The organism is Micromonospora sp. L32, from assembly GCF_052068055.1.
GTDB lineage: Bacteria > Actinomycetota > Actinomycetes > Mycobacteriales > Micromonosporaceae > Micromonospora > Micromonospora purpureochromogenes.
On sequence record NZ_JBQHDD010000003.1, the window covers coordinates 333,595 to 352,947 of the forward strand.

Annotated in this window: 19 protein-coding genes and 2 pseudogenes; 6 read left to right on the forward strand and 15 right to left on the reverse strand. The window is 73.2% G+C overall.

Annotated elements, in window-relative coordinates; all coding sequences use genetic code 11:
* The first annotated feature begins 130 nt into the window (after window positions 1–130).
* Entirely contained in the window at window positions 131–1,312 is a 1,182-nt protein-coding gene (locus ACTMTB_RS10405) for an aminotransferase class V-fold PLP-dependent enzyme (RefSeq protein ID WP_441144491.1), read from the forward strand.
* A 153-nt stretch (window positions 1,313–1,465) separates the two neighbouring features.
* Here ACTMTB_RS10405 and ACTMTB_RS10410 read toward each other — a convergent pair.
* Window positions 1,466–2,119: pseudogene (locus ACTMTB_RS10410) on the reverse strand (murein hydrolase activator EnvC family protein); the annotation flags it as partial.
* A 250-nt stretch (window positions 2,120–2,369) separates the two neighbouring features.
* Here ACTMTB_RS10410 and ACTMTB_RS10415 point away from each other — a divergent pair.
* Window positions 2,370–3,476: a sulfite oxidase gene (locus ACTMTB_RS10415; protein WP_441144493.1), complete on the forward strand. Its 1,107-nt coding sequence runs from the start codon at window positions 2,370–2,372 to the stop codon at window positions 3,474–3,476.
* Between the two features lie 168 nt (window positions 3,477–3,644).
* Here ACTMTB_RS10415 and ACTMTB_RS10420 read toward each other — a convergent pair whose 3' ends face one another.
* The 12 genes from ACTMTB_RS10420 to proS form a co-directional block, all read right to left on the reverse strand.
* Complete coding sequence (locus ACTMTB_RS10420; protein ID WP_007075222.1) at window positions 3,645–3,968, reverse strand: DUF2469 domain-containing protein; 324 nt, start codon at window positions 3,966–3,968, stop codon at window positions 3,645–3,647.
* On the reverse strand, window positions 3,965–4,777 hold the full coding sequence (locus ACTMTB_RS10425; RefSeq protein ID WP_441144499.1) for a ribonuclease HII: 813 nt from the start codon (window positions 4,775–4,777) through the stop codon (window positions 3,965–3,967). Before ACTMTB_RS10425 ends, ACTMTB_RS10420 begins: the two co-directional genes overlap by 4 nt.
* Window positions 4,771–5,247: an NUDIX hydrolase gene (locus ACTMTB_RS10430; RefSeq protein ID WP_441144501.1), complete on the reverse strand. Its 477-nt coding sequence runs from the start codon at window positions 5,245–5,247 to the stop codon at window positions 4,771–4,773. The genes ACTMTB_RS10425 and ACTMTB_RS10430 overlap by 7 nt, the downstream gene beginning before the upstream one ends.
* A 61-nt stretch (window positions 5,248–5,308) precedes the next feature.
* Window positions 5,309–5,941: a signal peptidase I gene (gene lepB / locus ACTMTB_RS10435; RefSeq protein WP_154943462.1), complete on the reverse strand. Its 633-nt coding sequence runs from the start codon at window positions 5,939–5,941 to the stop codon at window positions 5,309–5,311.
* Window positions 5,938–6,819, reverse strand: a complete 882-nt coding sequence (gene lepB, locus ACTMTB_RS10440) for a signal peptidase I (RefSeq protein WP_441144504.1) — start codon at window positions 6,817–6,819, stop codon at window positions 5,938–5,940. Before lepB (ACTMTB_RS10440) ends, lepB (ACTMTB_RS10435) begins: the two co-directional genes overlap by 4 nt.
* Window positions 6,820–7,009: 190 nt before the next feature.
* Window positions 7,010–7,366, reverse strand: a complete 357-nt coding sequence (gene rplS / locus ACTMTB_RS10445; RefSeq protein ID WP_030335223.1) for a 50S ribosomal protein L19 — start codon at window positions 7,364–7,366, stop codon at window positions 7,010–7,012.
* Between the two features lie 143 nt (window positions 7,367–7,509).
* Window positions 7,510–8,298, reverse strand: coding sequence for a tRNA (guanosine(37)-N1)-methyltransferase TrmD (gene trmD / locus ACTMTB_RS10450; RefSeq protein ID WP_441144506.1), 789 nt, complete (start codon window positions 8,296–8,298; stop codon window positions 7,510–7,512).
* Window positions 8,299–8,314: 16 nt separating this feature from the next.
* Window positions 8,315–8,869, reverse strand: coding sequence for a ribosome maturation factor RimM (rimM, locus tag ACTMTB_RS10455; RefSeq protein WP_441145002.1), 555 nt, complete (start codon window positions 8,867–8,869; stop codon window positions 8,315–8,317).
* Between the two features lie 2 nt (window positions 8,870–8,871).
* On the reverse strand, window positions 8,872–9,132 hold the full coding sequence (locus tag ACTMTB_RS10460) for an RNA-binding protein (RefSeq protein ID WP_172862164.1): 261 nt from the start codon (window positions 9,130–9,132) through the stop codon (window positions 8,872–8,874).
* Window positions 9,107–9,592, reverse strand: a complete 486-nt coding sequence (gene rpsP / locus ACTMTB_RS10465; RefSeq protein WP_350795386.1) for a 30S ribosomal protein S16 — start codon at window positions 9,590–9,592, stop codon at window positions 9,107–9,109. The genes ACTMTB_RS10460 and rpsP overlap by 26 nt, the downstream gene beginning before the upstream one ends.
* 239 nt (window positions 9,593–9,831) lie before the next feature.
* Window positions 9,832–10,452, reverse strand: a complete 621-nt coding sequence (locus ACTMTB_RS10470; protein WP_441144509.1) for a DUF402 domain-containing protein — start codon at window positions 10,450–10,452, stop codon at window positions 9,832–9,834.
* Window positions 10,453–10,501: 49 nt separating this feature from the next.
* The gene (gene proS / locus ACTMTB_RS10475; RefSeq protein ID WP_334568819.1) at window positions 10,502–11,908 is read right to left on the reverse strand and encodes a proline--tRNA ligase; all 1,407 of its coding nucleotides are present in this window, start codon (window positions 11,906–11,908) and stop codon (window positions 10,502–10,504) included.
* Window positions 11,909–12,053: 145 nt separating this feature from the next.
* Between proS and ACTMTB_RS10480 the strand changes: the two genes are divergently transcribed.
* Window positions 12,054–12,650, forward strand: a complete 597-nt coding sequence (locus ACTMTB_RS10480) for a TetR family transcriptional regulator (protein WP_441144511.1) — start codon at window positions 12,054–12,056, stop codon at window positions 12,648–12,650.
* Window positions 12,651–12,808: 158 nt separating this feature from the next.
* Here ACTMTB_RS10480 and ACTMTB_RS10485 read toward each other — a convergent pair whose 3' ends face one another.
* A complete protein-coding gene (locus ACTMTB_RS10485; RefSeq protein WP_441144512.1) occupies window positions 12,809–13,888 on the reverse strand; it encodes an amidohydrolase family protein in 1,080 nt (359 codons plus the stop codon).
* Window positions 13,889–14,039: 151 nt separating this feature from the next.
* Between ACTMTB_RS10485 and rpsD the strand changes: the two genes are divergently transcribed.
* Both rpsD and ACTMTB_RS10495 read left to right on the forward strand, forming a co-directional pair.
* Window positions 14,040–14,651, forward strand: a complete 612-nt coding sequence (gene rpsD / locus ACTMTB_RS10490; RefSeq protein WP_441144514.1) for a 30S ribosomal protein S4 — start codon at window positions 14,040–14,042, stop codon at window positions 14,649–14,651.
* Window positions 14,648–14,809: a hypothetical protein gene (locus ACTMTB_RS10495; RefSeq protein WP_350795382.1), complete on the forward strand. Its 162-nt coding sequence runs from the start codon at window positions 14,648–14,650 to the stop codon at window positions 14,807–14,809. Before rpsD ends, ACTMTB_RS10495 begins: the two co-directional genes overlap by 4 nt.
* Before the next feature lie 216 nt (window positions 14,810–15,025).
* Here ACTMTB_RS10495 and ACTMTB_RS10500 read toward each other — a convergent pair.
* Window positions 15,026–15,468: pseudogene (locus tag ACTMTB_RS10500) on the reverse strand (amidohydrolase family protein); the annotation flags it as partial.
* 246 nt (window positions 15,469–15,714) lie between these two features.
* Between ACTMTB_RS10500 and ACTMTB_RS10505 the strand changes: the two are divergent.
* Window positions 15,715–19,290, forward strand: a complete 3,576-nt coding sequence (locus ACTMTB_RS10505) for a S8 family serine peptidase (RefSeq protein ID WP_441144517.1) — start codon at window positions 15,715–15,717, stop codon at window positions 19,288–19,290.
* The last annotated feature ends 63 nt before the right edge of the window (window positions 19,291–19,353 follow it).

Genomic DNA, 19,353 nt, shown 5'->3' on the forward strand with positions numbered 1-19,353 from the left:
CTGCGGTCACCCGATCGGCGGCGCACCGGGTCGAACCGCCGGCAGCACGGCGCGTTGCCGCCGACGGCGGGCTGCCGCCGGAGGACGGCGAACCGACGACGGTTGATCCGTCGACGGATATGATCACCGCGTGACCGTCGCCCGGCCGCCCGAGCCGATTCCCGGGGCCCGACTGCTCTTCTCGCTCGACCCGGCGGTCAGCTACCTCAACCACGGCGCGTTCGGCGCGGTACCGATCAGCGTGCAGCGGGCGCAGCAGCGGTTGCGCGACGAGATGGAGTCCAACCCCCTGCGCTTCTTCACCCAGGGGCTGGCCGACCGGATCGGCCACACCCGGCGGCACCTGGCCACCTTCCTGGGCGCCGATCCGGACGGTACGGCGCTGGTCGGCAACGCCACCACCGGCGTCGCGCTGGTCCTGCAGTCCCTCGGCCTGCGGGCCGGCGACGAGGTGCTCACCACCGATCACGGGTACGGCGCCGTCGGCTTCAGCATCGAGCGGGAGTGCCGGCGTACCGGGGCGGGCACCCGGGCGCTGCGGGTGCCGCTGACCGCCACCGACGAGGAGGTCGTCGAGATCGTCCGCACCGGTCTGCGACCCGGGCGGACCCGACTGCTCGTCGTCGACCAGCTCACCTCGCCCACCGCCCGACTCTTTCCGGTGGCGGCCGTGGTGCAGGTGGCCCGGGAGCGGGGCGTACCGGTGCTGGTGGACGCGGCGCACGTGCCCGGCATGCTGCCGGTCGACGTCGGCGCCGTCGGCGCGGACTTCTGGGTGGGCAACCTGCACAAGTGGGCGTTCGCCCCGCGGGGCACCGCCGTGCTAGTGGTCGCCCCGCCGTGGCGGGAGCGGATCGAGCCGCTGGTGGTCTCCTGGGAGCAGGGCGCCGGCTTCCCCGGCAACGTGGAGTGGCAGGCGACCCTCGACTACACGGGCTGGCTGAGCGCCCCGGCCGGGCTCTACGCGCTGCGCAGCCTCGGCCTGGACCGGGTGCGGGCGCACAACGCGGCGCTGGCCGCGTACGGGCAACGGGTGGTCGGGGACGCCCTCGGGGTGGCGCCGGCCGACCTGCCGGACCCGGGTGGACCGGCGGTCGCCATGCGGATCGTGCCGCTGCCGCCCGGCGTGGCCACCACCATCGACACCGCGCGGGCTCTTGCTGGCCGGATCGCCGAGCGGCTCGCCGCCGAGGTGGCGGTGATGGCCTGGGACGGTCGGGGCTGGCTACGGCTCTGCGCGCAGGTCTACAACTCCGCCGAGGAGTACGAACGGCTGGCCGTCCGGCTGCCCCCGCTGCTCGCCCGGCCCTGACCCCGGCCCGCGCCGACCGCACCGGCAGGCGGCCCGCGCCGTCCGCTCGGCGACTGCACCGCTCGCGATCCGCTCGGTGAGCGGGCCGCTGGCGATCCGCGCGGTCGGCGGGCCGCTCGCGATCCGCTCGGTGAGCGGGCCGCTCGGGTCGCGCACCGGGAGCAGCCGGACCGGCCCGAGCCCGAGCAGGGCCAGCGGGTCGAGGTAGTCCGCACCGCGCCGCAGCCCCCAGTGCAGGCAGGCCGGGGTGGGACAGCCGGGGTGCCCGGCCAGCAGCACGCCGAGGGGCGCGCCGGGCCGGACCGGGTCGCCGAGGCGTACCTCGGGTCGGACCGGCTCGTAGGTGGTCCGCAGGCCCGCCGCGTGCCCCACCGTGACCACCGGCCGGCCGGCGACCACGCCCGCGAAGAGCACCGTTCCGGCGCCGGCCGCGCGCACGGTCGCCCCCGCGGCGCCGGCCAGGTCGACCCCGCGATGACCGGGCAGCCACGGTCGGGGCGGCGGGTCGAAGCGCCGCACCGGGCGGGGCGTGCCGTCGAGCGGCCACCGGAAGGCCGGCGCACCGGCCGGCGCGCCGAGGGTGGCCGGCGCCGCCGCGACTTTCGCGGGCGGTCGGCGGTCGACCGTTGGTCCGGACGGGACGGGCCCCGCGGCACGGGTGGCCGTGGCGGCCGGCGGGGCGACGGGCCGGGTGCCGCCCGCCCGGTCCGCCCCCGATCCGGGGGCCGCCGCGGCGAGGGCGCCCGGCGGGCCGAGGACCAGCAGGACCGCCCACCACACCGTCACCGCCCGCACTGCGCTCCGCATGTCCGCAGCATGCCCGCATCGACCACCGGCCGACCCGGACAGCGCGTCCGCTGTGGACGAGGGGCCGCCCTGTGGACAACGCTCACCAATGGAGTCGATCTGCTAGGCGACGGGGGCGGAGCCGGCCGCGCCGGCACCCGACCGGTGGGCGCGTGGGACGCGGCCGCGAGCCGCGCCGGCACCGGACCGGTGGAGCGGCGCGGCGACTAGGCTGGGCCCACGCGCCGAGGGAGATACCGGGGAGGCCGCCGTGACCAGCGTGGACGATGTGAGCCGCCCCTCCCGGCTGGCCGGGCCGGACGAGGCGATCAGCGCCGAGGAGCTGCAACTGGCCGCCCGCAACCACGGCATCCCGCTGGAGGCGTTGCGCTACGACGTCACCCCGGCCGGCCTGCACTATCTGCTGATCCACTACGACATCCCGGACGTCGACCCGGCCGGCCACGCGCTGACCGTCGACGGCGCGGTACGCCTGCCGCTCATCCTCGGGCTGGACGAGCTGCGCTCGCGCCCCCGGGTGACCCGGCAGGTGACGCTGGAGTGCGCCGGCAACGGCCGGGCGCTGCTGCACCCGCGTCCGGTGAGCCAGCCCTGGCTGGTGGAGGCGGTCGGCAACGCCGAGTGGACCGGCACGCCGCTCGCGCCGCTGCTGCGTGAGGCCGGCATCGCGCCCGAGGCCGTCGACGTCGTCTTCACCGGGGCCGACCACGGCGTCGAGCGCGGTGTCGAGCAGGACTACCAGCGGGCCCTCCCGGTCGCCGACGCGCTGCGGGAGGAGGTGCTGCTGGCGTACGAGATGAACGGCGCTCCCCTGCTGCCGCAGCACGGCGCGCCGCTGCGGCTGATCGTGCCCGGCTGGTACGGCATGGCACACGTGAAGTGGCTGCGCGGCATCACCGTGCTGACCGAGGAGTTCGACGGCTACCAGAACGCGGTGGCCTACCGGCTGCGCCGGGACGCCGACGACCCTGGCGAGCCGGTGACCCGGATCGAGCCGCGTGCCCTGGTCCGCCCGCCGGGGTTCCCGGACTTCATGACCCGCACCCGGGTGCTGCGTCCCGGGCCGTGCACCGTGGACGGTCGGGCCTGGTCCGGGCACGCGCCGATCACCTCGGTGGAGGTGACCACCGACGGCGGGGCGACCTGGGCGGCGGCCATCGTGGACCCGCCGCGCGGCGGGGACTGGTCCTGGCGGCGCTGGCGGTACGAGTGGTCGCCGCAGCCGGGCCGGTACGTCCTCGGCGCCCGGGCCACCGACGCGTCGGGGCGGACCCAGCCGGTCGAGCAGCCGTGGAACCGGGGCGGGTTCGCCAACAACCTGGTCCAGCGGGTCGAGGTCGCGGTCCTCGCGGACTGACCAGCGAGGCGGTGCCCCGGCGCGTCAGTGCCGTGGGCGACGCGGGCAGAGTGGCGGGCGCAATCCGGCCGGCAGGCCGGAATGTTCACGCCAGGAGGCAGGCGGCAGGTCGGGGGAAGAGGTCGCGCGGGCCGGCGGGTGGGGGATGCCGGTGGGAAGAGCGGTGCGTCAGCCGCCGAAGCCGGAGTCGGCGGGGAGGGAGATGTCGGGCTTCTCCAGCTCCTCGACGTTGACGTCCTTGAAGGTCATAACCCGGACGTTCTTCACGAAGCGGGCAGGGCGGTACATGTCCCACACCCAGGCGTCGTGCATCTCGACCTCGAAGTAGACCTCGCCGTCCGAGTTGCGCACGTGCAGGTCGACCTGGTTGGCGAGGTAGAAGCGGCGTTCCGTCTCCACCACGTAGGAGAACTGGCGGACAATGTCGCGGTACTCCCGGTAGAGCTGCAGCTCCATCTCGGTCTCGTACTTCTCGAGATCTTCCGCGCTCATCGCACTCCGCCTTCCATGACCACATCTTCCCCCACCGGCGCCGGAGGCCGAGGCTGCTCGCCCAACGCCACGCCGACGGTACCCCCTGACGCGTCGAAGCGCTCCATCGGCTCGGACGCGGGCCCGACGACGGGGCGTCGGGACCGCGGCGGACGGCCGGCGCGGCCGGAGACGGTGGCCACGTTGACGTACGAGAATCGGTGCTCCACGCAGGGGCCGCGCTCGCGCAGCGCCTCGCTGTGCTCGGGTGTGATGTACCCCTTGTGCTCGGCGAAGCCGTAGCCCGGGTACTGCCCGTCCAGCTCCACCATCAGCCGGTCCCGGGTGACCTTGGCCAGCACGCTGGCCGCCGCCACGCAGGCCGCCACCCGGTCGCCCTTCCACACCGCCAGCCCCGGGACGTCCAGCCCGTCCACGCCGAAGCCGTCGGTCAGCACGTACTCCGGTCGGGTGGTCAGCGACGCCAGCGCCCGGCGCATCGCCGCGAGGTTGCACACGTGCAGGCCCCGGGCGTCGACCTCCTCGGCCGGGATGATCACCACCGCGTACGCCAGGGCGCGGGCGACGACCTCCTCGTACACCCGCTCCCGGCTGGCCGGGGTGAGCAGCTTGGAGTCGGCCAGCCCGTCGATCTCACCGCGCCGCCCCTCGGGCAGCACCGCGGCGGCGGCGACCAGCGGCCCGGCGCAGGCGCCCCGGCCGGCCTCGTCGGCGCCGGCGACGTGCCGGAAGCCGCGCCGTTGCAGGGCCCGTTCCAGGGCGTAGAGCCCACCTTCGCGGCGCACCACCGTGCGCGGGGGCGTCAGCACGGCACGCCCCCGCTCGGGTCGGTCAGGGCCCGGGTCAGCACGGCGGGCAGGTCCTCCGGGTAGTAGCGGTCGCCGGTCGCGGTCAGTTCGTCGACCGACCACCAGCGGTGCCCCGAGACGCTGGCCCGCTCGATGTCGGTGAAGCCCGTGGTGTCCACCTCCCAGCCCGCCACCCGGACCAGGAAGAACTCCTGCTCCTGCCGGTACCAGACGCCGTCGAAGGGGAACTCGACCGTCTCGGACCAGACCGGCGCGCCCAGCTCGCCCTGGTCCAGCCGCAGCCCGGTCTCCTCGGCCAACTCCCGGGCGGCGGCCTGGGCGGGCGTCTCCCCCGGGTCGAGCCCGCCGCCGGGGGTGAACCAGTACCGGTGCTCGGGACGGGACGGGTCCCAGCCGCTGAAGAGCAGCACCCGGCCGCCCGCGTCGACGAGCAGCACCCGGGCCGCGCGGCGAGGGGTGTAGACGGTCACCGCCCCAGCCTGCCAGACGCCGGTGACGAACTGCCACGCCCGGGGGCCGGCCGCGGGCCCGCTACGGGTTGGGGATGGCGTCGAACTGCTCGGGTACGGTGAGCCAGGTGGCCCGGTCCACCGGCCAGAACACGGTGAAGGCCCGCCCGACGACCTGGTCCTCGGGGATGGTGGCGCTGTCGATGTTCCGACCGGACTGCTGCCAGTGCTCCAGTGAGTCCCCAGAGGCGGAGCGGTGGTCGCCCATCACCCAGAGTCGCCCTTCCGGCACGGTGATGTCGAACTCCTGGTCGGCCGGCTTGTCCCGCTCGCCGTTGGCGGAGAAGATGTACGGCTCGTAGAGCGGCTTGCCGTTGATCACCAGCTTGTCGTCGTCGCAGCAGACCACGTGATCGCCGCCGACGCCGATCACCCGCTTGATGAAGTCCTCGCCGTCGGGGTTGCCGCTCCACTCGGTCGGCGCCTTGAAGACGACGACCTCGCCGCGGTGCGGTGACCGGAAGTCGTAGACCAACTTGTTGACCAGCACCCGATCGTCGATCTGGAGGGTGTTCTCCATCGACGGGGACGGGATGAAGAAGGTCTGCAACACGAAGTAGCGGACCAGCACCGCCACCAGGATCGCCACGCCCAGGAGGATGGGCAGTTCCTTCCAGAAGGAACTGCGGGGCTTGTCGGTCTGCTCGTCAATCACGGGTGGAGCCTACGTCCCCGGGTGCGGGCCGATCGTCCGGAACGCGCGACAACGGACATCAGGGTCACCGCCGGGAGGACGAGAGCGACACCGCCCACCGGAGTCGGTTCGGCCGGCGGCGGGGCGGCCGGAGCGGCGGCCGGCCGGGAGAGCCCGTCGAAGGTCGCCGGCACCGGCAGCGAGGTCCACCGCTGGGACGGCCAGACCACCATGAACGCCCGGCCGACCACGTTGTCGATCGGCACCGGGCCCTGGCAGCGGGCGTCCTGCGAGACCAGTCGATGGTCGCCCATCACGAAGATCTGGCCGGGCGGCACGACCACCTCCTCGAAGCGCCGGGACCGGCACTCGCGGGCGTTGGGCGGCACGTCCAGCGGCGAGTTGCGGATCACGTACGGCTCGTCCAGGGGGGTGCCGTTGACCAGTACGCGCCCCTGGTCGTCACAGCACTTCACCCGGTCGCCGGGTACGCCGATGACCCGCTTGATGAAGTCCTTCTCGCCCGGGCGGCTGACCCCGACCAGGTCGCCGAACGTCCGCCCGACCTTGTCGGCGAAGCCGGGCTCGGGCTCCTGGACCTCCTGCGGGACCCACCGGTCGGTGCCCCGGAAGACCACGACCTCGCCGCGCACCGGGTCGCGTACGTCGTAGACGACCTTGTTGACCAGCACCCGGTCGCCGATGAGGAGGGTGTCCTCCATCGAGCCGGAGGGGATGAAGAAGGCCTGGAGCAGGAAGGTGCGGATCAGCACGGCCAGACAGAAGGCGACGACCAGCAGCAGCGGGAGTTCCTGCCAGAGCGGCATCTGCCGACGGGTGCGCCGGGTCCGCCGGCGCCACGGATCGACTGTGCCGTCCTCGTCAAGCACCTGCACCACGCCACTCCCCGGTCCGCAGAAACGACACTACCGCCCGGGAGCCTCGTCGAGGCCCCACGGGCGGTAGTGGACATTCGCACGCCGTGACCAGCGTCGCGGCGTCGCTGCCCCGCTGCGCCCGTACGACCAGGGTAATGGGATCTGGTCGATACGACACCCGCGCAGCTCAGGCGGCGTGGCGAGCGGGAAGTCAGCTGGGCTGCTTCTCCCGCTTCTCCTTGATCTTGGCCTTCTTGCCGCGCAGCTCGCGCAGGTAGTAGAGCTTGGCGCGACGCACGTCACCGCGGGTCACGACCTCGATCCGGTCGATGCCCGGGCCGTTGAGCGGGTACGTCCGCTCCACGCCGACCCCGAAGCTGACCTTGCGGACCGAGAAGGTCTCGCGCAGACCGTCACCCTGGCGACGGATGACGACGCCCTGGAAGATCTGGACACGGGACCGGTTGCCCTCGACGACCCGCGCGTGCACCTTGACGGTGTCACCGGCACGGAAATCGGGGAGGTCGGTCCGCTTCGACTGGGCGTCAAGGGCGTCCAGGATGTTCATCGCTGCGTCCTCGTGAGGCTCACGGCGCACCGTCACTCGGTGCGCGGATGGGTGATTCTGATCCCCGGGTGGTGGTCGGCGGGCCGACCCCGGTCGAGGATCCTCGCAGCCGCCCGCGGGCGCGGGTGGATGCGGCAACCCCCCTACTTTGCCACATCCCCCGGCGGCAGCTGAAATCCGGCCCGGTCCAACGCGGCGACGTCCCGTTTGTCGAGGCTCTCCGGAGGCAGCGCGGCGATCATGTCGGGCCGCCGGGCGGCGGTGCGGGCCAGCGCCTCGTCGCGCCGCCACCGGGCGATCCGCCCGTGGTCGCCGGAGCGGAGCACCTCCGGCACCTCGTGCCCGCGCCAGGTCGCCGGCTTGGTGTACATCGGGGCCTCCAGCAGCCCGTGCGCGTGCGACTCCTCGTCCAGCGAGCCGGCGTTGCCGAGCACCCCGGGCAGCAGTCGGGTGACCGCCTCCAGGATCACCAGCACCGCCACCTCGCCGCCGAAGAGCACGTAGTCGCCGAGGGAGACCTCGGTGACCCGCATCCGGGTGGCGGCGTGCTCCAGCACCCGCTGGTCGATGCCCTCGTACCGGCCGCAGGCGAAGAGCAGGTGCGACTCGGCGGCCAGTTCGTGGGCCATGGCCTGGGTGAACCGGACGCCGGCCGGCGACGGCACCAGGAGCCGGGGCAGGGTGTGCCCGTCGGGGCTGAGCTCGTCGGGGGCGAGGGCGTCGAGCGCCTCGCCCCAGGGCTCCGGCCGCATGACCATGCCCGGGCCGCCGCCGTAGGGCGTGTCGTCGACCGTGCGGTGCACGTCGTGGGTCCAGCTCCGCAGATCGTGTACGGCCAGCCGCAGCGTCCCGTTCTCCCGGGCCCGGCCGATCAGCGACAGGTCCAGCGGGGCGAAGTACTCCGGGAAGATCGACACGACGTCGACACGCATGGGGGTGGCTCCGGTCTCAGAGGTCGAGCAGACCGGCCGGCGGGTCGACCACGACGCGACCGCCGGCGAGATCGACCTCGGGGACGATCGCCTGGACGAAGGGGATCAGCGCGGTACGCCCCTCGGGGCGACGCAGGACCAGCAGGTCCGAGGCGGGGGCGTGGTCGATCCGGGCCACCTCGCCCAGGTGCTCGCCGCCCGGGGTGACCACGGCGAGACCGACCAGCTGATGGTCGTGGAACTCCTCGGGGTCCTCCGGCGGCGCGACGTCGGCGCTGTCCACGCCGAGCAGGGTGCCGCGCAGCGCCTCGGCGACCTCGCGGTCGAGAATGCCCTCGAAGGCGACCAGCATCCGGCCCTGGTGCCAGCGGGCCGCCTCGATGGTCAGCTCGGCCGGGACCGTGAAGGGCACTCCGGGGCCGGGGGCGGGGTTGGCCGGGGCGGTCGCCCCCGGCTCGGTCCGAAGAACCGTGCCGGGGGCGAAACGCGCTTCGGGCTCGTCGGTCCGCACCTCCACGGTGACCTCACCGCGGATGCCGTGCGGTTTGCCGATCCTGCCGACGATGAGCAGCATCAGTACGAGTCGACGATGTCGACGCGTACTCCGCGTCCACCGATGGAGCCGATCACCTGGCGCAGTGCCTTGGCGGTCCGGCCGGACCGCCCGATCACGGTGCCGAGGTCCTCGGGGTGCACGCGGACCTCGAGCCGCTTGCCCCGACGGGAGTCGACCATCCGGACGCGCACGTCGTCCGGGTGGTCCACGATGCCCTTGACCAGGTGCTCCAGCGCGGGACGCAGCGGCATGTCAGGCCTGCTCACCGGCGTCGGCAGCAGCAGCCGGGGCCTCGGCCGGAGCCTCGGTCTTCGGCGCCTCGGCCGGAGCCTCGGTCTTCGGCGCCTCGGCCTTGGCGGCCTTCTTGGCCGGCTTGGCCGGGGTCTCCGGAGCCAGGCCGGCGGCGGCCTTCGCCTCGGCCTCGTACGCCGCCTTGCGGTCGGCACGCTCGGGGGCGACCTTCAGCGGCGGCGGGGCCGGCAGGCCCTTGAACTTCTGCCAGTCACCGGTCAGCTCCAGCAGACGCTGCACCGCCTCGCTCGGCTGCGCGCCGACGGAGAGCCAGTACTGGACCCGGTCCGACTTGACCTCGATCACCGAAGGGTCTTCCTTCGGCTGGTACACGCCGACGAACTCGATCGCGCGACCGTCGCGCTTGGTGCGCGAGTCGGCGATGACGATGCGGTACTGCGGGTTGCGGATCTTGCCCATCCGCAGGAGCCGGATCTTTACGGCCACAGTTGTTTCGCTCCTGTTGCGATCTCACCGGCCCGGTACGGGCGGTGCACGGGTGAGCGCCGACCGGCACAGTGGGGTTTGGGCCGGAGACAGCTCGGTGGACTGGCGACACGCCCGGGTTAGAGGGCGCCGGACGCGCGCCGGATACCAGCGACCCATTCTGCCAGATCCGTCGCCGATCTCTCACACCGGACCCGGACATGTCACCCGACGCGGCGTGGCGGTGACGCGGAACACGGTCAGCGGACCGGCGGACGGTCCCAGCCGGGCGGCAGTTCGTCGGGTACGTCCCAGTCCGGCGGCGGGACGAAGTCGCACCAGGTGCCGTCGAAGGGGAAGACCCCCGCCTCGGCCTGGGCGATCACCCGCTCCCCCTCGGCCCGTACCGCCGCCTCGTCGGCCACCCAGTAGTCGTCGCCGAAGGCGAGCCGCTCGGCGAACTCCTCCTCGTCCTTCCACCGCCAGCTGTGGTCCGGGTACACCACCACGTCGAGGTCCTGGTCCACCACGTCGACCCCGGCGACCTGGCCGTCGTCCCAGCGGACGCCCGGCTCCTCCAGGTTGACGTACCAGTTGGCGAACCGGCCCCGCGCGTCGGAGAACCACCAGACCGAGTGGGCCGCCCCGGTGGGCAGGAACTTCAGCAGCGGCGGGCCGCTCCACCGGCCGCGCGCCAGCCGGTACGACGAGGAGATCCACTCGGCGAAGGGCATCGCCCGCATCCCCAGGCCGGCCTCGGTGACCTCGTGGGCGACCGGGGTGTCCCGGGCGATCCAGATCAGCAGTCCGCGCTCGTCGTCGCTGACCACCCGGCCCGGCCGGACCCAGCCGATCCGGCCGTGCCGCACGTTGCGGTGCATGATCAGACGACCCGGCGCGAACCGGTCGGCGGGAGCGCCGGGGCGCACGTCAGTAGGCGCGGGCGAGGATGGCGACCAGGTCCGACTCGTCCTCCGAGTCGGGCACCGAGCCGTCGGCGCGGAGCAGGCAGCGCACGGTGACGCCCTGACCGTTCGCCTCGGCCTCACCCGCCACGCCGACCGCCGACCACGGCACCTTGGCCCAGCCGGTGGCCGCCGCCTCGATCGCCTCGGCCAGCGTCGACACCTCGACGGTGCGGGACTCGCGGTGGGCGAGGGCCTGGTCGTGCAGCACCCGCTGGTCGGCCTCCAGGGCGGCCAGCACCGCGCCGACCACGTCCGCCACCGGGGTGGGGGCCTTCGAGCCGTCCGTACGCCGGACCACGACCGCGTTGCCGGCGGCCAGGTCGCGGGGGCCGACCTCGACGCGTACCGGGTAGCCGCGCAGCTCGGCGTCGACGGCCCGGCGGCCGAAGGCGGTGTCGGTGCGGTCGTCGAGCGCGACCCGGACGCCGGCGTCCCGCAGGCCGTCACGGAGCTTGGCTGCCGCCTCGGCGACGCCCTCGCCGTCCTTGACGATCATCACGTACGCCTGGATCGGCGCCAGCTTCGGCGGCACCCGCAGGCCGTTGTCGTCGCCGTGGGCCATGATCAGGCCGCCGAGCATCCGGGTCGAGGTGCCCCAGGAGGTCGTCCAAGCGTGCTCGCGGCCGCCCTCGGCGGAGGAGTAGCTGATGTCGAAGGCCTTGGCGAAGTTCTGCCCCAGCTCGTGGCTGGTGCCGAGCTGCAGGGCCTTGCCGTCGCCCATCATGCCTTCGCAGGTGTACGTGGCGGTCGCGCCGGCGAAGCGCTCACGGGCGGTCTTCAGACCGACCACCACCGGGATGCCGAGCACGTTGACCATCAGGTCCTCGTACGCCTCGTGCAGGATCCGCCGCGCGTAGGCGCGGGCATCCTCGCGGGTGGCGTGCGCCGTGTGCCCCTCCTGCCAGAGGAACTCGCTGGTCCGCAGGAAGATCCGCGGGCGCAGCTCCCAGCGGACCACGTTCGCCCACTGGTTGAGCAGCAGCGGCAGGTCCCGGTACGAGTCGATCCACTTGGCCATGAACTCGCCGATCACCGTCTCGCTGGTGGGGCGCACCACCACCGGCTCGGCGAGCTGCTTGCCACCACCGTGGGTGACGACGGCGAGCTCCGGCGAGAAGCCCTCGACGTGCTCGGCCTCGCGCTTCAGGTAGCTCTCCGGGATGAAGAGCGGGAAATACGCGTTCTCCGCGCCGGCCGCCTTGATCCGGGCGTCCATCTCGGCCTGCATCCGCTCCCAGATGGCGTAGCCGGCCGGTCGGATGACCATGGTGCCGCGGACCGGGCCGTTGTCGGCCAGCTTCGCCTTGGCGATCAGGTCCTGGTACCAGCGGGGAAAGTCCTCCGCACGGGGAGTGAGCACGCGTGCCATGACCGCACATCCTAGGCGGCGTCCGCCCCGCCGCTGCGCCCGGGAGGCGGCGCGCCGCGTCCGCGTCCCCGGACGGCCGGCGGCGCCGGGCCGGGTCGGTCGCGCGGACACGGGGTCCGCCGGGCGATCGTAGACTTCGACCACCATGGTTGAGCTGAGGGATTCCGCCCGGCAGCGGCTCCGCGACACGATCGTCGACGCCGCTCGCGCGCAGACCGTCGCGTCCGGCTGGGACGGGGTGCGGATGGGTGGGGTGGCGGCCGCGGCCGGGGTGAGCCGGCAGACCGTCTACAACGAGTTCGGCAGCAAGGCGGGGCTGGCCGAGGCGCTCGCCCGACGCGAGGTGGACCGGTTCGTCGCCGACGTCCGCGCGGCCCTGCGCGAGCACGGCGCCGACGTGCGGGCCGGCGCGTACGCGGCCATCTGGCACACGCTGACCGAGGCGGCCGGCAACCCGCTGATCAAGGCGATCCTGACCAGCGCCCGGGGCGGCTCGGACGCGCTGCTGCCGTACCTGACCACCCGCGCCGAACTGGTGCTCACCGAGGCCTCCGGCGCCCTGCTGGACTGGGCGGGCGACCACCTGCCCGCCGCCGATCCGGCAGCCCTGGCCTTCGCCGCCGACACCGTCGTCCGCCTCGTGGTCAGCCACATCGTCCTGCCCCGCACCCCCATCGACCAGACCGCCTCCTCCCTGGCCGACCTCGCCCTCCACCTCTTCCTCACGGCCGCAACCCCCTGACCCGGATCCCCCTCCCCCACCCCACCCCAGATCGGCGTGCACTTTCCCGGAAAGAGTGGCTAAGCGGCCCGAAATGGCCACGCTTTCCGGGAAAGTGCACGGCCGGGCGGGGCGGGTTGGGGGCGCTCGCGGGGCGCGGGGCGGAGCCCCGGGGGGGGTTAGGGGAGGGGGTGGCCGCGGAGGATGGTGCGGGAGGGGGTGCGGACCACGCGGAGGTCGCGGCGGGGGTCCTCGGGGTAGACGGTGAGGTCGGCGAGGCCGCCCTCGACCAGGCCGGGGAAGCCGAGCCAGGCGCGGGCGCCCCAGGAGGCGGCGGCGAGGACGTCCGTGGCGGACATGCCGGCCTGCTCGTGCAGGAGCAGCATCTCCTCGGCGGCCAGCCCGTGGTCGATGCCGCCGCCGGCGTCGGTGCCGACGTAGATCGGCACGCCGGCCTCGTACGCCGCCCGGACCACCTCGGGGAAGCGGTCGCGCAGGGTGAGCATGTGGTCGGCGTACCCGGGGAACCTGGCCCGGGCCTGGTCGGCGATGCCGCCGAAGGTCCGAATGTTGATCATCGTGGGGATCAGCGCGGTGCCCTGCCGGGCCATCAGGTCGATCAGGTCGAGGCTCAGGCCGGTGCCGTGCTCCACCGAGTCCACCCCGGCGCGCACCATGATCTCCACGGCCGACTCGGAGAAGGTGTGCACCGCGGCCCGGGCCCCGGCGGCGTGCGCGGCCGCGACGGCCGCGGTCATCGTGTCGGCGTCCCAGGACGGCGCCAGGTCGCCGACGCCCCGGTCGATCCAGTCGCCGACCAGCTTGACCCAGCCGTTGCCGGCGGCGGCCTGGGCCGCCACCGTCGCGGCCACCTCCGCCGCGCCGACCTCCACCCCGATGTCGCGCAGGTAGCGCTTCGGCGGGGCGACGTGCCGCCCGGCGCGGGCCAGGCGCGGCAGGTCCGGCTCGTCGTCGAGTTCCGGGTACGGGTACGGCGAGCCGGCGTCCCGGATGGCGAGCACCCCGGCGTCCCGGTCGATCCGGGCCAGCTCGCGGGCCTGGTCGAGCGAGGTGATCGGGGAACCGCCCCGGGCGATACCGATGTGGCAGTGCGCGTCGACCAGTCCGGGCAGCACGTACCCGCCGTCCACCACGGTCTCGGCGCCGGGCACCGGTTCGAAGGTGACCCGGTCGCCGACCATCCAGAGATCCCGGACCTCGTCGTCCGGCAGGAGCACACCGCGCACATGCAGAGCCATGTGCACAGTCCTACCCGATCACCCCCCGCCGTGCCGCGCCGGGCCGGAGCCGCCCCGGCAGTCACCCCGGCAGGCTCACCCGGATGGGGTGGGGCGGCCTCACCCGGTGCCGGTGGACGGTGGTCGGACCCCGAGAGGTCAGGGAGGAAACATGGCTGTCCGGACGACGGTACGTCCCTCGCCCACCGACGAGGTCCCGCTGCACCCGGCGTACGGCTACCTGCTGCGCCGCCAGCGGCACCCGGTCGGCGTCCGCGGCGGGCCGCGGCGCGCCCCGCGCGGGTTCCATCTGACCGACAACGACCAGCGGCAGGTCCGGTCGGCGTACGAGCTGCGCATGCGGCAGCTGGCCCGCGCGGTGGTGACGGCCGGCCGGCAGCCGGGCGACGCGACGGAGAACCTGGTCGGGCAGTTGGAACAGCGGATCGACGCGCTGGTGCACCGGGCCGGTTTCGCGCCCTCGGTCGACGCGGCGCGGGATCTCGTCGCCCACAACACCTTCACCGTCGACGGCGGCAAGGTCAACCGGTCCTCGTACCTGGTCCAGCCGGGGCAGACCATCCAGGTGCGCCCGGACCGGCAGTGCCGCGCGCCGGTCGCCATCGCCGTGGCGGAGCACGCCGGGGGCGACGCGCCGCCGTACCTGGAGGTCAGCTCGGAGCGGCTCACCGCGACCCTGACCCGGGAGCCGCAACGGCAGGAGGTGCCCGCGCTGCGGGACATCCCCCTCGCCGTCCACCCCGACAAGGAGGTCGCGCGATGAGCATGCCGATTCCGAACGACCGACGGGTGCCCAACTACCTGCGGCAGAGTGGCCGGCCGCAGCTGACACCGCGGCAGCGGCGCCGCGCCGAGCACAAGGAGGCGCGGCGGGAGAGCATCCTGGGTCAGCGTCCACCGAAGCGGTCGCGGGGCCGGTGACCCGGGGCCGGGTGGCGGTAGCGGCCGCCGCCCGGCCGACCCGACGGACCCCGGGTGCCGGCGACGGAGGCCGGCCGCCACCCTTCGTGCCCTCACGCTTGTTCTTCGGCGACGTGCTCGCCTTGCGCCGGCCACCACCCGGGCAGGTCCCAGTAACGCCCCCGTCTGCTTCATCATCTTCTGCGCGTCGGCAGAGCGGTTGAGCAGGCGCAAGCCGCCGACCACCTCCACCCAGCCGTTGCCGGCGGCCTGCGCCATCACCGTCGCGGCCACCTCCGCCGCGCCGACCTCCACGCCGATGTCGCGCAGGTAAACCTGCGGCGGGGCGACCTGCCGCCCGGCACGGGCCAGTCGCGGCAGATCCGGTTCGTCGTCGAGTTCCGGGTACGGGAACAGCCAGCCGGCGTCCCGGATGGCGAGCACCCCCGCGTCCCGATCGGTACGGGCCAGCTCGCGGGCCTCGTCGTGCGAGCTGATCGGGGCGCCGCCGGGAGCGATGCCGCTGTGGCAGCGCGCATCGACCAGGCCGGGCAGCACCAACCCGTCGTCCACGACGGCCTCCGCGTCGGGGCACCGGTTCGAAGGTGACCCGGTCGCCGACCGGCCACAGATCCCGAACCTCGTCGTCCGGCGGCCACGCCGCGGACCCGCCAGGGCATCCGTCCTCCGTCTCGACGTCAGAAGTGGTGCCGCGATCAACCTTCCCGTCTTCCCGAGTCCGGGTCACCCAACAGCCCCGATTCCGCACGGTAGCCGGGAGAGCACGCTAAGAGACGAACAGTTGATTGACAGATTTATTTATTTAAGCATGCCTTGATGAAAAGATCCTTCGTCGCCAGGATGCTGCGAAAGCGCCCGCACCTCAGGGCTCGCACAGTTTCGCCTCACAAAGGAGCGTCGAGACAGTGGCATCACGACGATGGCGTACGGCAGCGGCCGGCCTGGCGGCCGGCCTCCTCCTCCCGATCGGCGCCGGCGCACCACCCGCCGCCGCCCGCCCCGATCAGACCCCCGAAAAGGCCGAAGCCGAGGCGGTGGCCGCGAAGGTCGACAAGAAGGTCACCAGCCAGCTGGCCAAGGACGGCAAGTCAAGTTTCTGGGTCTTCCTGGACAGCAAGGCCAACCTCTCCGGCGCGGCCAAACTCCGCCACAAGGCCGACAAGGCCGCGCACGTCTACCGGATCAAGACCGAGCACGCCAACCGCAGCCAGGCCGGCCTGCGCTCGATGCTCGCCACGCGGGGCGCCGACTTCACCCCCTTCTGGCTGGCCAACACGATCAAGGTGACCGGTGACGCCGACCTGCTCGGCGACATCGCCGTACGCTCCGACGTCGCCGAGATCCTCGCGGACGACCCGGTACACATCCCCGAACCACTGCCCGGCGAGGTCGTCCCCAGCACCGACGCGGTGGAGTGGAACATCGACCGCATCGGCGCCCCCCGGGTGTGGAACGAGCTGGGCGTACGCGGTGAGGGCATCGTGGTGGCAAACATCGACAGCGGGGTGGACGCCACCCACCCGGCCGTTGCGGCGAGCTACCGGGGCCGCAACGGTGATGGAACGACCAACCACAACTACAACTGGTTCGACCCGGCCGGCGTCTGCCCCACCGCGGCACCGTGCGACAACAACGACCACGGCACACACACCATGGGCACGATGGTCGGCGCGGACGGCGCGAACGTGATCGGCGTGGCCCCAGGGGCGAAGTGGATCGCCGCCAAGGGCTGCGAGACCACCAGCTGCTCGCGGGCATCGCTGCTCGCCGCCGGCCAGTGGATCGTCGCCCCCACCGACCTCACCGGTGCGAACCCCCGCCCCGATCTCGCCCCCGACGTCGTGAACAACTCCTGGGGCTCCAGCGTCTACGACCCGTGGTACACCGAGACCGTCTCGTCGTGGCTGGCCGCCGGCATCTTCCCGGCCTTCTCCAACGGCAACAGCGGCCCGAGCTGCAACACCTCCGGCAGCCCCGGGTCGTACACCATCAGCTACAGCTCCGGCGCGTTCGACGTGAACAACGCGATCGCAAGCTTCTCCAGCCGGGGCACCGGCGAGAACGGCGACATCAAGCCGAACATCGCCGCGCCGGGCGCCAACGTCCGCTCGTCCGTGCGAGGCGGCTACGCGTCCTTCAGCGGTACCTCCATGGCCTCGCCGCACACCGCGGCGACTGTGGCGCTGATGTGGTCGGCCTCGCCAGCCATCCAGGGAGACATCACCGAGACCAGGCGCATCCTGGACGACACCGCCATCGACGTCAACGCCCTCACCTGCGGTGGGACGGTGGACGACAACAACGTCTTCGGCGAGGGTCGGCTCGACGCGTACGCAGCGGTCAACGCCACCCCTCGGGGCGCGCTCGGCGCGCTCGGCGGTCAGGTGACCTCGGGCGGGAACGCGCTGGCCGGGGCCAGCGTGACGGTCGCCGGCCCGATGGGCCGGACCACCACCACCGCCGCCGACGGGTCGTACGGGTTCGACCGGTTGATGGTCGGCGACTACAACATCTCGGTCAGCAAGTTCGGCTACCTGACGGCGACGAGGTCGGTGACGGTCACCGAGAACCAGTCCGTCGAGGCGGACATCACCGTCGAGCAGGCCCCGTCGGCCACGCTCAGCGGCACGGTGACCACCTCGGCCGGTCCGGCCGGCGGCGCGCGCGTCACCATCCTCGGCACCCCGCTGTCCGCGACCGCAGACGAGCAGGGTCGCTACCAGGTGAGGGTGCCGCACGGTCAGTACGACGTCCGCTTCGCCCACGCCTACCGCTGCGCCGACGTGGTGACCCGTCCGGCGACGGTCAACGCGGACACCGTCCTGGACGTCGGCATGCCCGACCGGGTGGACGCCTTCGGTTACGCCTGCGGCGCGGCCGGCGGTTCCTTCGTCAGCGGCACGGAGCTGATGCCGTTGACCGGGGACGACCGGACCAGCGCCGTCACGCTGCCCTTCCGGGTGCCGCTCTACGGCAGGTCGTACCGGGACGCCTGGGTGAGCACCAACGGCGTGCTCGGCTTCGGCACCTCGTCGACCAGCCGCGCCAACACCGCCCTGCCGAACACCACCAACCCGGACCTCGCGCTCTTCCCGTTCTGGGACGACCTCTACGTGGAGGCCGACTCGGGCATTTACACCGCCGTCACCGGGGTCAGGCCGCACCGCTCCTTCGTGGTGGAGTGGCGCAACGTCTCCATCTTCAGCGACCGCTCGACGCGACTGACCTTCAGCGCGGCCATCGGCGAGGACGGCTCGATCACCTACCGGTACCGGGACATCGCCGGCACCGGCCCGGAAACCGGCACCGGCGCGACGATCGGACTGGAGAACGTCGACGGCACCGTCGGCTTCGAGTACTCGTACAACACCGCGGCGCTCGCCGACGGTACCGCGATCGCGTTCCGCACCACCCGCAACGGCGTGCTGACCGGTGTGGTCACCGACGGCAACGACGGGCAACCGGTGGTCGGTGCCACGGTGACCGCCCGGGTGGGCGGGGCGACCGCCACGGAGACCACGGAGGCCGACGGCTCGTACCTGATCCAGGCCCCGGCCGGCGCAATCGAGCTCAGCGTCGAGAAGGAGCACTACGAGAGCGCCAACGCTGCGGTCGCGGTGGCGGCCGGTGGGGCGGACGTCCGCTCGGCGGCGCTGCGCACCGCCCGGGTCGGCACCCCGGTCAGCGAGCTGGCCGTCGTCGCGCCGGCGGCGCAGACCCGGGCCCGGGAGATCGGCCTGAGCAACACCGGGGCGCTCGGTACCGAGTTCACGGTCACCGAGCTCAACGCCGACGGAGTGCCGCAGGACATCGGCTGGCTGAGCCTCTCCGGCACCAGCGGCACGCTGGCCAGCGGCAGCCGACACACCGTCGGCGTGGCGGTCAGCACCGCCGGCCTGTCACCGGGGACCTACCACAAGGCCAAGGTGCGGGTCGCCTCGGCCAGCGGCCGCCAGCCCGTCCTGGTCATCCCGGTCACCCTGGTGGTGCCGAGCTACGCCCTGGCGATCAACGCGGGAGCGCAGGCGGGACGGACCGACGTGGAGGGCCAGACGTGGTCGCCCGACCAGCCCTGGGCCGCCGGCGGCGCGGGATATCTGGGCAACTCCAACCGGCAGTCGACCAGCAGCCCGATCACCGGGACCAATGATCCGGCCCGCTTCGCCGACCTGCGGGAGGGGATGTACGAGTACCGCGTCGACGGGCTCAGTGACGGCGTCTACACCGTCGAACTGGACTTCGCCGAGGTACGCAGGCAGGCCCCCGACAAGCGGGTCTTCGACGTGCTGCTCGAAGGCCAGGAGGTGCTGCCGTCGCTCGACGTGGCCGGTGAGGTCGGCAGTTTCGCCGCACTCACCAGGTCGTACACCGTGCGGGTGACCGACGGCCAGCTCAACGTGCGGTTCGTGACGCACAAGGGCTACGGCCAGCCGATCCTCAACGCGCTGCGGGTGACGAACCGCCCGGACCTGGTGTCCTGACCAGGAGGGTGGCGTGGGGCCCGGCCGTACTCCGGCCGGGCCCCACGACTGCCGCAGGTGGCG